General features: G+C 56.9%; 15 protein-coding genes. All 15 read left to right on the top strand.

Features of this window, described 5'->3' with window-relative positions:
• Positions 1-9 precede the first annotated feature (9 nt).
• Positions 10-2,196, top strand: coding sequence for a chemotaxis protein CheA (locus tag OKC27_RS12510; RefSeq protein ID WP_270806344.1), 2,187 nt, complete (start codon positions 10-12; stop codon positions 2,194-2,196).
• 32 nt (positions 2,197-2,228) lie between these two features.
• Positions 2,229-3,344, top strand: coding sequence for a protein-glutamate methylesterase/protein-glutamine glutaminase (locus tag OKC27_RS12515; RefSeq protein WP_182937955.1), 1,116 nt, complete (start codon positions 2,229-2,231; stop codon positions 3,342-3,344).
• A gap of 2 nt (positions 3,345-3,346) precedes the next feature.
• A complete protein-coding gene (locus tag OKC27_RS12520) occupies positions 3,347-4,084 on the top strand; it encodes a flagellar motor protein (protein WP_234603677.1) in 738 nt (245 codons plus the stop codon).
• Positions 4,085-4,086: 2 nt separating this feature from the next.
• Positions 4,087-5,007 carry a flagellar motor protein MotB gene (locus OKC27_RS12525; protein WP_270806345.1) on the top strand — a complete coding sequence of 307 codons (921 nt, stop codon included), beginning with the start codon at positions 4,087-4,089 and terminating at the stop codon, positions 5,005-5,007.
• Positions 5,008-5,011: 4 nt separating this feature from the next.
• The gene (locus OKC27_RS12530) at positions 5,012-5,806 is read left to right on the top strand and encodes a ParA family protein (protein WP_042060512.1); all 795 of its coding nucleotides are present in this window, start codon (positions 5,012-5,014) and stop codon (positions 5,804-5,806) included.
• Positions 5,803-6,675, top strand: coding sequence for a chemotaxis protein CheW (locus OKC27_RS12535; RefSeq protein ID WP_270806346.1), 873 nt, complete (start codon positions 5,803-5,805; stop codon positions 6,673-6,675). Before OKC27_RS12530 ends, OKC27_RS12535 begins: the two co-directional genes overlap by 4 nt.
• Positions 6,676-6,744: 69 nt before the next feature.
• A complete protein-coding gene (locus tag OKC27_RS12540) occupies positions 6,745-7,233 on the top strand; it encodes a chemotaxis protein CheW (RefSeq protein WP_005298836.1) in 489 nt (162 codons plus the stop codon).
• A gap of 28 nt (positions 7,234-7,261) precedes the next feature.
• Entirely contained in the window at positions 7,262-7,639 is a 378-nt protein-coding gene (locus OKC27_RS12545; RefSeq protein ID WP_042011720.1) for a DUF2802 domain-containing protein, read from the top strand.
• 198 nt (positions 7,640-7,837) lie between these two features.
• Complete coding sequence (gene ccmA, locus OKC27_RS12550) at positions 7,838-8,482, top strand: cytochrome c biogenesis heme-transporting ATPase CcmA (protein ID WP_234603693.1); 645 nt, start codon at positions 7,838-7,840, stop codon at positions 8,480-8,482.
• Between the two features lie 4 nt (positions 8,483-8,486).
• Positions 8,487-9,155: a heme exporter protein CcmB gene (gene ccmB / locus OKC27_RS12555; RefSeq protein ID WP_005353658.1), complete on the top strand. Its 669-nt coding sequence runs from the start codon at positions 8,487-8,489 to the stop codon at positions 9,153-9,155.
• 170 nt (positions 9,156-9,325) lie between these two features.
• A complete protein-coding gene (locus OKC27_RS12560) occupies positions 9,326-10,066 on the top strand; it encodes a heme ABC transporter permease (protein WP_234603705.1) in 741 nt (246 codons plus the stop codon).
• Between the two features lie 2 nt (positions 10,067-10,068).
• Positions 10,069-10,275 (top strand): heme exporter protein CcmD, encoded by a 207-nt coding sequence (ccmD, locus tag OKC27_RS12565; protein WP_042658720.1) that lies wholly within the window; start codon positions 10,069-10,071, stop codon positions 10,273-10,275.
• A complete protein-coding gene (gene ccmE / locus OKC27_RS12570; RefSeq protein WP_042658721.1) occupies positions 10,272-10,763 on the top strand; it encodes a cytochrome c maturation protein CcmE in 492 nt (163 codons plus the stop codon). The genes ccmD and ccmE overlap by 4 nt, the downstream gene beginning before the upstream one ends.
• 82 nt (positions 10,764-10,845) lie before the next feature.
• On the top strand, positions 10,846-12,801 hold the full coding sequence (locus tag OKC27_RS12575; protein ID WP_270806347.1) for a heme lyase CcmF/NrfE family subunit: 1,956 nt from the start codon (positions 10,846-10,848) through the stop codon (positions 12,799-12,801).
• On the top strand, positions 12,798-13,328 hold the full coding sequence (locus tag OKC27_RS12580; RefSeq protein ID WP_108541339.1) for a DsbE family thiol:disulfide interchange protein: 531 nt from the start codon (positions 12,798-12,800) through the stop codon (positions 13,326-13,328). Before OKC27_RS12575 ends, OKC27_RS12580 begins: the two co-directional genes overlap by 4 nt.

Genomic DNA, 13,328 nt, shown 5'->3' on the forward strand with positions numbered 1-13,328 from the left:
GAGTGACGCATGGCCTTCGAAGTTGATGAAGACATACTGCAAGACTTTCTGGTCGAAGCATCCGAAATATTGGAACAGTTGTCTGAACAACTGGTCGACTTGGAAAAGCGGCCCGATGACAAGAACCTGTTGAATGCCATCTTTCGTGGTTTCCATACCGTGAAAGGGGGGGCCGGCTTCCTGTCGCTCGGTGAACTGGTTGATGTATGTCACGGTGCGGAAAACGTGTTCGACATCTTGCGCAATGGCAAGCGAACCGTGACCGCCGAACTGATGGATGTGATCCTGCAAGCGCTGGATGCCATTAATGTCATGTTCACCCAAGTTCAAAATCGCGAAGCGCCTAGCCCTGCGTCGGATGATTTGCTTCATGACCTCCATGAGCTGTGCAAGCCTGAAGGTGAAGAGCAGTTGCGTACTGCTACCAGCTCTGTTGGTGCTGCCGAGCCGGAACCTGTTGCACCGATCGTCGAGGTTGCCCCCGAAATTGTCGAGCCCGTCATCGTCAGCAGTGAGCCAGCACCTGTCAATGGTGGTGGATCGATCGACGAGATTTCTGCGGATGAATTCGAGCGTCTGCTGGATGAACTTCATGGCGTGGGTGGTACACCCACCAAAACGACAACAGCCCCTCCTGTTATTGGCGGCTCTGGTGATATTACCGATGATGAGTTTGAGGCCTTGCTGGATCAGCTTCATGGTCAGGGCCAGCACATGGGGGCGCCAGAGGTTAACCCCTTGAAGTCCGTGCAAAAAGAGGTGGACGAGCTTATCGATGATGATGAGTTTGAGCGTCTGCTTGATGAATTGCATGGTCGCGGCCAGGGGCCGCAGAGTACGATGGCACCTGCCGCACCTGCCGCACCTGCCGCACCTGCCGCACCTGCCGCAGTGACGCCGCCCAAACCGGCAGCCCCTGTAGCGAAACCCGCACCGGCAGCACCGGCAAAACCCGCAGAAGCAGCCAAGGCACCCGCTCCCGCAGCCAAGGCCGCACCAGCGCCAGCTGAAAGCAGTGCGGTACAGAGCGATACCACCGTTCGGGTGGATACCAAGACCCTCGATGTCATCATGAATATGGTGGGTGAGCTGGTACTGGTACGTAACCGCTTGGTTAGCCTTGGTATCGCCAGCAATGATGAAGAGATGTCAAAGGCTGTTGCCAATCTGGATGTGGTAACGGCTGACCTGCAAGGTGCGGTGATGAAAACCCGCATGCAGCCCATCAAGAAAGTGTTTGGTCGTTTCCCTCGCGTTGTGCGTGACCTGGCCAGGACCCTCAAGAAAGATATTGAGCTGGTGATGGTGGGGGAGGAGACCGATCTTGATAAAAACCTGGTGGAGGCGCTTGCCGATCCTCTTGTCCACCTTGTTCGCAACTCCTGCGATCACGGGGTAGAAATGCCGGATGTGCGGGAGAAAGCGGGTAAACCGCGGCAAGGGACGATTACCCTTAGCGCTTCCCAGCAAGGTGACCATATCCTGCTTTGCATCGAGGACGATGGCGCAGGAATGGATCCTGAGAAGCTCAAGTCCATCGCAATCAGTCGCGGTGTTCTGGATGCAGATACTGCCGCTCGCATGAGCGACAACGATGCCTATAACCTGATCTTTGCCCCAGGCTTTTCGACCAAGGCCGAGATCTCGGACATCTCAGGTCGTGGCGTCGGGATGGACGTGGTTAAAACCAGCATTGTCAGTCTTAATGGCTCGGTGCACATCGACTCCACCTGGGGGAAAGGTACCCGTCTCGAAATCAAGGTTCCGTTGACGCTGGCGATCCTGCCGACCCTGATGGTGGAAGTGGGTGAGCAGACCTTCGCGTTGCCCCTTGGTTGCGTGAACGAGATTTTCCATCTGGATCTGAAAAAGGCCAACATGGTTGATGGCCAGCTCACCATCATTGTGCGTGAGAAGGCGATACCGCTCTTCTATCTGCACAAATGGTTGATCCGTGGTTCAAACAAGCGTTCGCGTCAGGATACCGGGCATGTGGTGATCGTGCAGATTGGCACTCAGCAAATCGGATTTGTGGTAGACAGCCTGATTGGTCAGGAAGAGGTGGTGATCAAGCCACTCGATAACCTGCTGCAAGGTACGCCGGGGATGGCCGGAGCGACGATTACCAGCGATGGCGGGATTGCTCTTATTTTGGATGTGCCGAGTCTGCTCAAAGCATATGCGCGTAGACATTAATAGCTCAGGCCCAAGGAGTTAGAAAAATAACAATGGCAGTCAAGGTATTAGTTGTCGACGATTCGAGCTTCTTTCGCCGTCGGGTGAGTGAAATCATCAATCAGGATCCCATGCTGACGGTGATCGACACGGCCCAGAATGGACGTGAAGCGGTGGACAAGGCGATGTCGCTGCGCCCTGATGTGATCACCATGGACATCGAGATGCCCGTGATGGATGGCATCAGTGCGGTGCGCGAGATCATGGCCAAGTGTCCGACTCCCATTCTGATGTTCTCCTCCCTGACCCATGAAGGGGCCAAGGCGACGCTGGATGCACTGGACGCCGGAGCCCTCGACTTTTTGCCCAAGAAGTTTGAGGACATTGCCAGAGACAAGGACGAAGCGGTCAGGCTGTTGCAACAGCGGGTGAAGGAGATCTCCCGCAAGCGCTTCCTGATGACATCTGCAGCCCGCCCCAAATCACCTGAACCGGTTGCTCGTGCGCCACTGGGCAGCACTGCGCCCAGAACGCTTGAGCGTCAGTCGGACCTGCAACGCACTGTGCCAAGCGCCTCATTCAAGCGCAGTGGCAAGACTTATCAGTTGGTGGCGATCGGTACTTCTACCGGTGGGCCGGTTGCGCTGCAAAACGTGCTGACCAAGTTGCCGGGGGATTTTCCCCATCCCATCCTGCTTATTCAGCATATGCCTGCCACCTTCACCGCCGCATTTGCCGCCCGTCTCAATGGTTTGTGCCAGATTGGCGTCAAGGAGGCCGAGGATGGCGATGTGCTCAAACCGGGCCATGCCTATCTGGCGCCTGGTGGTAAACAGATGCTGCTGGAAGGGCGTGGTGCAGGTGCTCGCATCCGTATCATTGATGGCAACGACAAGGTGAACTATAAGCCTTGCGTAGATATTACCTTCGCCTCGGCGGCCAAAACCTATGCCGACAAGGTGTTGGCAATTGTGTTGACCGGTATGGGCGCCGATGGGCGTGATGGTGCCAGACTGCTGAAAGAGCAAGGCTCTACCATCTGGGCTCAGGATGAAGCTTCCTGCGTGGTATATGGGATGCCCCAAGCGGTTGCCAAAGCAGGGATTGCCAGCGAATCACTTCCTCTGGACAAGGTGGCCCAGCGCATTCTGGTTGAGTTGGGGCGCTAATCATGGGCTTGCTCGGTCTGCTCCTGGCATTGGGGGCTATTGCTATTGCCCAGTTGTGGCATGGTGGCTCCCTGTTGACGCTGGTGGACGGGCCTGCTTTTCTGATCGTGCTGGGCGGTACTATCGGTGCCGTTACATTGCAGACTCCTGCCAAGTACATTCTGCTGGCGTTGCGCCAGCTGTTATGGATTTTTACCCCTCCCAGGCAAGATCTCTCGACGCAGGCTGAACGGTTGCAGTCGTGGGCCGTCTTTGCACGCCAGCAAGGGCTGCTGGCCCTTGAAAATCAGGCCGAGCAGGAGGAGGACAACTTTACCCGCCAAGGGCTTGGCATGATTGTCGATGGGGTATCCACAGAGGATATCCGTATGCTGCTGGAAGCGGACATCGATATCGAGCAGGAGCGCAATGAACATGCCGCCAGGGTCTTTGAAGCCATGGGGGGATACAGTCCGACCATCGGGATCATCGGTGCCGTGCTGGGCCTTATCCAGGCCATGTTTCATCTCGAAGATCCGTCAGCGCTGGGGGCGGGTATCGCAGTCGCATTTGTGGCAACCATCTATGGAGTGGGTTTTGCCAACCTGATTTATCTGCCGATCGCCAACCGGTTGCGTGCATTTCACTATCATTACGCACTTTTTCAGGAGATGACCCTGGAAGGGCTACTGGCTATTGCCCATGGTGAAAATGGTGTGCAGGTTGAGCGTCGGCTCAGGGCCTATTTGAAAGGAGAGTAGCCATGCGCAAGCGCTATCGGTTGCACTTGCAGGGTCGCGAGCATCTTGACCGTTGGCTGGTCTCCTATGCCGATTATATGACGCTGATCTTTGCTCTGTTCGTGGTGCTCTACTCCGTTGCGCTAGTGAACAAGGACAAGTACCGCGCGGTGATCGACGGCATGAGTCAGGCGTTCAGTGTCATGCAACCCGGGAGCCATGGTTTGCTTGAGGGGCAGGGCAATTCCCTGCTGGATAATGCGGTCTCTGCATCCCCCTCGTTGCTGGAAAGCCCTGCGTCCCCTTCTCCTTCACTTGCTCCCATTTCTGGTGTGCCAGTGCTGCAAGATGGCACGACACTTGCGCAACTCGATATGCAGTTGCAACAGAGCATGGGCTCGCTGGTGGATGCCGGTATCGTCAAACTGACACAAGATGAGAACTGGCTGACGGTTGAACTCAGCTCCGGGTTGTTGTTTGGCAGCGGCAGCGCCTTTATGGGGCCAAATGCAGCACCGGTCATTAATACTCTTTCAAGTATTCTCAAACCGGTCGATAACTATGTAAGAGTTCGGGGTTATACCGATAACCAGCAGATAAATAATGAAATTTATCGTTCTAACTGGGCGCTTTCTGCCGCTCGGGCCGAGGCGGTACTCAATGGTTTGATCGCCGATGGTATTGCGCCCCAGCGTCTGGCGTTCGAGGCATATGGCGAGTTTTCCCCCTTTGCTGACAACGGCAGCGAGCAGGGCAGACTGCAGAATCGCAAGGTTGTGGTCGCTATCTCCAAATTTGCCTGGGTGCCGCCGGCACCTGTGGTTGCAACGCCCACTGTGGTTGCCGAGCCGGTTCCAGCGGTACAGCAAGCGGTGGATGCAGGAGAGATAAAGGTGATCACCTTGCCCGGTGGTGGCATACGCATAACAACAAGGCAGGATTGATACAGTGATTGTTTGGACGGTTGCCAACCAGAAAGGTGGAGTGGGTAAAACCACCACAGTGGTCTCGCTTGCCGGGATCCTGGCCCAGCGTGGCCAGCGGGTGCTGTTGATTGACACCGATCCCCATGCCTCGCTGACTGCATATCTTGATTTTGATTCCGATCGCCTGGATGGCACTCTCTACGAGCTGTTTCAGGCTGTCAAACCGACCGCCGAGCTTGTCAATAAACTGACGCTCAGAACCAAGTTTGAAAATATCCATTTGCTGCCTGCCTCAATTACCCTTGCGACCCTTGATCGGGTAATGGGTAATCGTGAGGGAATGGGATTGGTACTGAAGCGGGCACTGCTGCGCATTCAGGATCAATATGATTACGTGCTGATCGATTGCCCGCCGGTGCTGGGGGTGATGATGGTCAACGCGCTGGCTGCCTGCGATCGCATTCTGGTGCCTGTCCAGACCGAGTTTCTGGCCCTCAAGGGGTTGGAGCGGATGATGAAAACATTCGAGATCATGCAGCGTTCCAAGCGTGACAAGTTCCGTTATACCGTGATCCCGACCATGTTCGACAAGCGCACCCGTGCCTCTCTGATGACCTTGAAATCGATCAAGGATCAATACGGTGATTCGGTGTGGAATGCAGTGATCCCGATTGATACCAAGTTTCGGGATGCCAGCTTGCTGCATATCCCCCCGTCTATCTATTCTCCCGGGAGTCGCGGAACCTATGCATACGAAACGCTGCTCAACCATCTTGATGCCCTTGAGCGGCAACGGGTTCATGAGGTGACGCCATGAGAGATACCATTCAAGTCCGGGCGATGGATGACTATTTCCACTCCCTGCTGCTCGATGAGCCGCTGGTGCTGGATGAGGTGGAAGAGGTTCAATCTGCCCCGGTTCTGCAATTGCAACGTCAACCCCAGAGCGTTCCTGATGTGGTGGCTGCACCTTACCTCGAAAGTGATCCACGGCTTGCCCAGCTCGGTGAGTTGCTGGCGCAGGTGGGACAAGTCCAGTTCGAGAATGACGCCTTCACCCATGAAGCAACACTCACCGCACCGCTGGAGATTGTCGCGGAAGAGTCACTGTTGCCGGTTGAGCCGGAATGGCCGGCTGAAGTACTTGCTCCCGAGGTTGCAGAGCCTCATACCACTATCCTGACCGAGACGGCGTTGGAGGTTGCTCCGGTAGAGGCCAGTGCACCCGTCGCTTGGGAAAATATCGATACCGGCAAAGAGTTTCAGGCCCTCTTTTTTGAAGTCGCGGGCGTGACGTTTGCGGTGCCGTTGACCGAGCTTGGCGGGATTCACCAGTTGGGCGAGATCACCTCCCTGTTTGGCCAGCCTGGCTGGTACAAGGGGATCATGACCTCCCGCGAGCAGAAGATGAATGTGGTCGATACGGCCCAATGGGTCATGCCGGGTCAGCATCTCGAGATGGATGATTACAAGTATCTGATTATGCTGGGTGAATCCCCTTGGGGACTGGCGTGTCATCACCTGAAAGGGACCGAATTGTTACACCGTGATCAGGTGAAGTGGCGTCATCAGGAGGGCAAGCGCCCCTGGTTGGCTGGCATGGTCAAAGAAAAAATGTGTGCCCTGTTACATGTTCGCGAACTGCTCCTGTTGCTGGAGCGTGGGGTGAACATAGAAGGTCGCTGATAACTTCTGCAATCGAGCTGTTTTATTGCTAGTTTTAGCAGTAGACGTTTTCATAAAAGGAATAAAAACATGACAGAAAAGCGCAATATTGCACAGAATCTGGCCGAAGATGAAGTGCTGCAATGGGTAACCTTCCAACTGGAAAACGAAACCTACGGCATCAATGTGATGCAGGTTCAGGAGGTGTTGCGCTACACCGAAATTGCGCCGGTGCCGGGTGCGCCTGAGTACGTGCTGGGGATCATCAACCTGCGCGGCAATGTGGTGACTGTCATCGATACCCGTTCCCGTTTTGGTCTGCCCTCCGGTGATGTGAGTGAAAACTCCCGCATTGTGATCATCGAGGCCGAGAAGCAGGTGATCGGCATCATGGTCGACAGCGTGGCAGAAGTGGTTTACCTGCGTTCTTCCGAAATCGATGCAGCACCAGCGGTCGGCACTGAAGAGAGCGCCAAGTTTATTCAGGGGGTGAGCAACCGTGATGGTCAACTGCTGATCCTGGTTGACTTGAACAAGCTGCTCTCTGATGAAGAGTGGGAAGATATCGGTTCCCTCTGATAAGTAAGGTGATGTTTTGATAATCGAGATGGTTGCCTTGGGGTTGTCCCTGATTGCCTTGGTGTTTGCCTCTTATATCTGGTTCAAGAGCAAGCGCAGCAAGCAGGAGTCCGAGGCCAGTGTGGCAACGCTGCAAGGTCAGCTGGAAAGCTTGCGCAAGCAGATGATGGAGCTGCATACCGGTGCCATTGGCATGGGGCAGCGTCTGCAGTCGGTGGAAGGGGCGATGCAGCAGGTCAATGATCGCCAGCAAGAGCTAACCCTGCAGGATCCCGAGCGCAGGCTCTACAGCCGAGCGGCCAAGATGGTCGAACTGGGCGCCGATCTTGATGAAGTCATGAGTGAGTGCGAGTTGCCAAAGGCAGAGGCCGAGCTCTTGATATCGTTGCGAAAAGGTCGTTCTTGATGATTCAGGAAGGCAACTGCCTTCCTGAATTTTATGGCGTGCAGCCGCTTGTCCCCCAACTGCGGTGAACGGGTCGTTTCTACCGCATTTTCTTTGTGATCCCGGTCGCCAGTCAGTTCAATTGTTGCATCTTTGAAAAGACGTATTCCAATACTGTGTTAAGATGCAGACCGCTTCATTTTCTCTGAAAAAATCCCCATGCTGCTTCAAGTTAACAATCTGAGCTGCGTGCGCGAAGATCGCACTCTGTTTGAACACCTCTCTTTCTCTGTTGCGCCCGGCGATCTGGTGCAAATTGAAGGCCCCAACGGTGTTGGCAAAACCAGTCTGTTGCGATTGTTGACCGGACTGTCGCAGCCGTTTGCCGGTGAGGTGTGCTGGAATGGGGAGAATATTCGTCACTGTCGTGATGAGTATCATGCCAATCTGCTCTATCTCGGTCATCAGCCCGGTGTCAAAGCGGCGCTGACCCCTTTTGAAAACCTGAAGTTCTACCAGCAGTTGCATCACCCGCAGCAAACAGAGACTGACTTGTGGCAGATATTGGCCCGGGTAGGGCTGGCCGGTTTTGAAGAGAACCCGACCGGGCAACTCTCTGCCGGCCAGCAACGCCGCGTGGCCCTGGCCAGACTCTGGCTGTCACAGAAACCGGCGCTCTGGATCCTCGATGAACCCTTTACGGCCATCGACAAGCAGGGGGTCAAGGTGCTCGAGCAGCTCTTTCTGGCCCACGCCGATCGGGGCGGCATGGTGATCCTCACCACTCATCAGGATCTGACCCTGATGCAGGGACGGCTGAAGAGTATCTCGTTGACCCCCTTAGCCTCGACATTGCAGGAGTAACGCCATGTTGCGCGCTGTTATGCACCTTATTCACCGTGAACTGCTGATGGCCCTGCGCCAGCGTTCCGATATTCTCAATCCGCTCTGGTTTTTCCTCATTGTCATCACCCTGTTTCCGTTAGGGATTGGCCCGGAGCCCAAGCTGCTGGCCCGTATTGCCCCGGGGATTATCTGGGTGGCGGCGCTATTGGCAGCCATGCTGTCGCTGGAGCGACTGTTTCGCGACGATTTTGCCGATGGCGCGCTGGAGCAGATGATGCTGATGCCGCACCCGCTGGGTTTGCTGGCGCTGGCGAAAGTGGTCGCTCACTGGCTGCTGACCGGCTTGCCGCTGCTGCTGATCTCTCCCTTGCTGGCGATTTTGCTGTCGCTGGATATGAACACCTATCTGGCCGTCGTCGCGACGCTGGCACTTGGCACTCCTGTATTGAGCCTGCTCGGCGCGGTCGGGGTCGCGTTGACGGTGGGGCTGCGCAAAGGCGGGGTATTGCTCAGTCTGCTGATCCTGCCGCTCTATATTCCGGTACTGATTTTTGCCACCTCAGCCATCGATGCCGCGGGGATGAGCTTGCCCTATGGCGGGCAGCTTGCGATTCTGGCCGCCATGCTGGTGGGGGCTTTGACGCTGACGCCGCTGGCTGTGTCGGCGGCGTTGCGGGTCAGCCTCAACTGATGGCTGTGTGCTGAACCGGATTTGGCTCCGAACGGAGTCTTTTTGCAAAAAATAATGTTGCGATGGATCAAGGAGAGCGCCGCTTATTGCTTTCGGGGTATTTGATGCTGCCCCGTGGTCGGTATGGTAGGCCTCGCCAAACGATTAATAACAAAAAGGTTTTGTGAGCTATGTGGAAATGGTTGCACCCTTATGCCAAACCGGAGCGGGCCTATCAGCTGGCAGGCACCTTGTTGCCCTGGTTTGCGGTGATTAGTCTGATCTCGTTTGTGATTGGTACTGTCTGGGGCCTCGCGTTTGCGCCGGCGGATTACCAGCAGGGGGATTCGTTCCGGATCATCTATATCCATGTGCCTTCCGCCATTCTCTCCATGGGGGCCTACTCCACCATGGCGGTAGCCGCCTTTATCGGCCTGGTGTGGCAACTGCGGATGGCGGACATGACGGTTGCAGCCATTGCACCGGTCGGCGCCGTTTTTACCTTTATCGCCCTCTTTACTGGTGCCGCCTGGGGCAAGCCCATGTGGGGAACCTGGTGGGTGTGGGATGCGCGGCTCACCTCCGAGCTGATCCTGCTGTTTCTCTACCTTGGCGTGATTGCCCTCTACAACGCCTTCAGCGACAAGGTGGTTGCTGGCCGTGCTGCGGGCATTCTGGCGCTGGTGGGGGTGATCAATCTGCCCATCATTCACTACTCGGTAGAGTGGTGGAACACCCTGCATCAGGGGGCCACTATCACCAAATTTGACAAACCGTCCATTTCACCCGAGATGCTCTGGCCGCTGTTGATCATGATCCTGGCGTTTGCCGCGTTTCTCGGGGCCCTGACCCTGATGCGTTTTCGCAATGAACTCCTGATGCGGGAGTGGCATCGCCCCTGGGTCAAAGAGATTGCAGAGCAGGAGAAGTAAGCATGCACTTTGCCTCTTTCAGTGATTTTATGGCGATGGGCGGTTACGCCTTCTATGTCTGGCTCTCATTTGGCCTGACGCTGGTGTGTCTGGTCGGCATCATCATTTCTACCCGCATGAAAACCCGCAGCCTGCTCGGTGAGTTGCGCAGCAAACAGGCGCGTGAGGCCCGTCGCAAGGCGGCCCGGCAGATGGAGAACACCCTATGAACCCGAGACGAAAAAAACGCCTCACCATCATTCTGGCCATCACCCTGGGTCTGGCGACCGTCAGCGGGCTGGTGCTCTACGCCCTCAGTCAGAATATCGACCTCTTCTATACCCCGAGCGAGCTGGTGGAAGGGAAGGGGCCGGACAAGATCAAGCCGGAAGAGGGGCAGCGCCTGCGCATCGGTGGATTGGTGGTGCCGGGATCGGTGCAGCGGGATCCCCAGAGCCTCAAGGTGGCCTTCAAGCTGGTGGATAACGGCGGCCATCTGGTGACGGTCGAGTTTGACGGCATCCTGCCGGACCTGTTCCGTGAAGGGCAGGGGATTGTTGCCCAGGGCACCCTCAAGGATGCCACGACCGTAGAGGCGTTCGAGGTGCTGGCCAAGCACGATGAGAACTACATGCCGCCGGAAGTGGCCGATGCCACCAACGGCATGCACTTCAAGCCGGAGTACTCCGAGGCGCAGTTGAAGGGAGCCAAGCAGTGATCCCTGTGGTGGTTGCCTTTTTCGCTTTGCCTGCCGTGCGTGATGCGGCTGTTGTCACCGTTCAATTGAAAGGAATGCCTTCATGATCCCGGAATTAGGTCAGTTTGCGCTGATCCTGGCCTTTGCCACCGCCCTGCTGCTGGGTAGCTACCCGCTGCTTGGCGCCAGTTGGGGGCGCCTTGGCATGATGTCGGCGGCCCGTCCGCTCGCCTATGCCCAGTTCTTGCTTCTGCTGTTGTCGTTTCTCTGCCTGACCTGGGCTTTTATCGACAACGACTTCACCGTGCAGTATGTGGCCACTAACTCCAACAGCCTGCTGCCGCTCGCCTATCGCATCTCGGCGGTGTGGGGGGCCCATGAAGGTTCCCTGCTGCTGTGGGTACTGACCCTGGGTGGCTGGACTGCAGCGGTGGCCATGTTCAGCCGCCGTCTGCCGCTCGATGCGGTGGCGCGGGTACTCGGCGTGCTGGGGCTGATCTCGGTCGGCTTCACCGCGTTCGTGCTGTTTACCTCCGATCCCTTCACCCGCACCTTGCCCTATTTTCCGGTCGATGGCCGTGACCTCAATCCGCTACTGCAGGATCCGGGTCTCATCTTCCATCCGCCGATGCTCTACATGGGTTATGTGGGCTTCTCGGTGGCGTTTGCCTTTGCCATTGCCTCGCTGATGACCGGTCGGCTCGATGCGACTTGGGCCCGCTGGTCGCGCCCCTGGACCATGGCGGCCTGGGTATTCCTGACACTCGGCATCGTGCTCGGCTCCTGGTGGGCCTACTACGAGCTCGGTTGGGGCGGCTGGTGGTTCTGGGATCCGGTAGAAAATGCCTCCTTTATGCCCTGGCTGGCGGGTACGGCTCTGCTGCACTCACTGGCGGTGAGCGAGAAGCGCGCCACCTTCAAGGCGTGGACCGTGCTGCTGGCCCTCTCTGCCTTCTCGCTGAGCCTGCTCGGTACCTTCCTGGTGCGCTCCGGCGTGCTGGTGTCGGTGCATGCGTTTGCCTCCGACCCGACCCGCGGCCTGTTTATTCTCGGCTTCCTGCTGGCGGTGATCGGTTCATCCTTGCTGCTGTTTGCCTTTAAAGGCTCGCAGGTGAAGAGCCACGGCAAACACGAGCTGTGGAGTCGCGAGACCCTGCTGCTTTGCAACAACATCATGCTGGTTGCGGGCCTGCTGACCGTGCTGCTTGGTACCTTGCTGCCGCTGGTGCACAAGGAGCTGGGGCTGGGGAGCATCTCTATCGGTACTCCCTTCTTCAACCACATCTATAGCTGGCTGATCATCCCGTTTGCCCTGCTGCTGGGAGTTGGCCCGCTGTTTCGCTGGCGTCGTCAGGAGCTGGGGGAACTCAGAGGCAAGGTGGTCGTGGCGCTGGTGCTGAGTCTGGCCGCTGCCGTGCTGTTGCCGCTGGCCTTTGCCGAAACCTTCAAGCCGTGGGCGGCGGTAGGGATAGGTCTGGGGGCCTGGATCATCGTCACCAGTGTGCAGGAGACCTGGGCGCGAGCGACCCACAAGCACAGTTTTGCAGTCGGTGTGCGCAAGCTGGGTAATAGCCACTGGGCCATGATCCTCGGCCATGTGGGTCTGGCTGTCAGCATCATCGGTATCGCCTGCACCCAGAACTACAGCATCGAGAAGGATCTGCGGATGCAGGCGGGGGATCGGGTGCACTTTGCCGATTATGAGTTCGTCTTTGCCGGGATCAAAGAGAAGAACGGCCCCAACTATGATGGCTTCAAGGGCGTGCTGGAAGTGCACAAGAATGGCAAGCAGGTCGCCCTGCTCAAGCCCGAGAAGCGGATGTACAAGGTGACCCGGATGCCGATGACCGAAGCGGCTATCGATGCCGGTATCACTCGTGATCTCTATGCGGCGCTGGGGGAGCAGCTCGACAACGGAGCCTGGGCGGTACGGATTTACTACAAGCCGTTCGTGCGCTGGATCTGGTTCGGCGGCGTCTTTATGGCCATCGGTGGCGTGCTGGCGATGCTCGACAAGCGTTACCGTTTCGGCCGTCGTGAGGAGGAGGCCAAGGCATGAACAAAAAGACATGGTTGTTTTTAATCCCCTTTATCGTCTTTTTGCTGGGGGCGGTGTTCCTGTTCAAAGGGCTCTACTCCGATCCCACCAAACTTGAATCCGTGATGGTGGGCAAAGAGGTACCGGTGTTCACCCTGCAGGACATTTATGATCTGGGCAAACAGCATGATCGCACCATCCTGACCGGTCGCCCCATGCTGCTCAACGTCTGGGCCACCTGGTGCCCGACCTGCTATGGCGAGCACACCTACCTCAAACAGCTGGCGGGGCAGGGCATTCCCATCATCGGCATGAACTACAAGGATGAGCGCGACAAGGCGATCAAGTGGCTGGCGGAGCTGGGCAACCCCTATCAGGTCAACCTCTATGATCCGGACGGCATGCTGGGGCTGGATCTCGGGGTATATGGCGCGCCGGAGACCTTCTTTATCGACAGCAAGGGGATCATCCGCTATCGCCATGTGGGGGATATCAACCCCGAGAACTGGGCGTCGACCCTCAAACCCATCTTTGATGCCATGAAGTGA

Source organism: Aeromonas sp. QDB62, assembly GCF_027705695.1.
Taxonomy (GTDB): Bacteria; Pseudomonadota; Gammaproteobacteria; order Enterobacterales; family Aeromonadaceae; genus Aeromonas; species Aeromonas allosaccharophila.

What these genes read in the sequence shown, in the direction of transcription:
- OKC27_RS12510 (WP_270806344.1), top strand. Translation starts at nt 10, where the DNA reads ATGGCCTTCGAAGTTGATGAAGACATACTGCAAGACTTTCTGGTCGAA.
- OKC27_RS12515 (WP_182937955.1), top strand. Translation starts at nt 2,229, where the DNA reads ATGGCAGTCAAGGTATTAGTTGTCGACGATTCGAGCTTCTTTCGCCGT.
- OKC27_RS12520 (WP_234603677.1), top strand. Translation starts at nt 3,347, where the DNA reads ATGGGCTTGCTCGGTCTGCTCCTGGCATTGGGGGCTATTGCTATTGCC.
- OKC27_RS12525 (WP_270806345.1), top strand. Translation starts at nt 4,087, where the DNA reads ATGCGCAAGCGCTATCGGTTGCACTTGCAGGGTCGCGAGCATCTTGAC.
- OKC27_RS12535 (WP_270806346.1), top strand. Translation starts at nt 5,803, where the DNA reads ATGAGAGATACCATTCAAGTCCGGGCGATGGATGACTATTTCCACTCC.
- OKC27_RS12540 (WP_005298836.1), top strand. Translation starts at nt 6,745, where the DNA reads ATGACAGAAAAGCGCAATATTGCACAGAATCTGGCCGAAGATGAAGTG.
- OKC27_RS12545 (WP_042011720.1), top strand. Translation starts at nt 7,262, where the DNA reads ATGGTTGCCTTGGGGTTGTCCCTGATTGCCTTGGTGTTTGCCTCTTAT.
- ccmA (WP_234603693.1), top strand. Translation starts at nt 7,838, where the DNA reads ATGCTGCTTCAAGTTAACAATCTGAGCTGCGTGCGCGAAGATCGCACT.
- ccmB (WP_005353658.1), top strand. Translation starts at nt 8,487, where the DNA reads ATGTTGCGCGCTGTTATGCACCTTATTCACCGTGAACTGCTGATGGCC.
- OKC27_RS12560 (WP_234603705.1), top strand. Translation starts at nt 9,326, where the DNA reads ATGTGGAAATGGTTGCACCCTTATGCCAAACCGGAGCGGGCCTATCAG.
- ccmD (WP_042658720.1), top strand. Translation starts at nt 10,069, where the DNA reads ATGCACTTTGCCTCTTTCAGTGATTTTATGGCGATGGGCGGTTACGCC.
- ccmE (WP_042658721.1), top strand. Translation starts at nt 10,272, where the DNA reads ATGAACCCGAGACGAAAAAAACGCCTCACCATCATTCTGGCCATCACC.
- OKC27_RS12575 (WP_270806347.1), top strand. Translation starts at nt 10,846, where the DNA reads ATGATCCCGGAATTAGGTCAGTTTGCGCTGATCCTGGCCTTTGCCACC.
- OKC27_RS12580 (WP_108541339.1), top strand. Translation starts at nt 12,798, where the DNA reads ATGAACAAAAAGACATGGTTGTTTTTAATCCCCTTTATCGTCTTTTTG.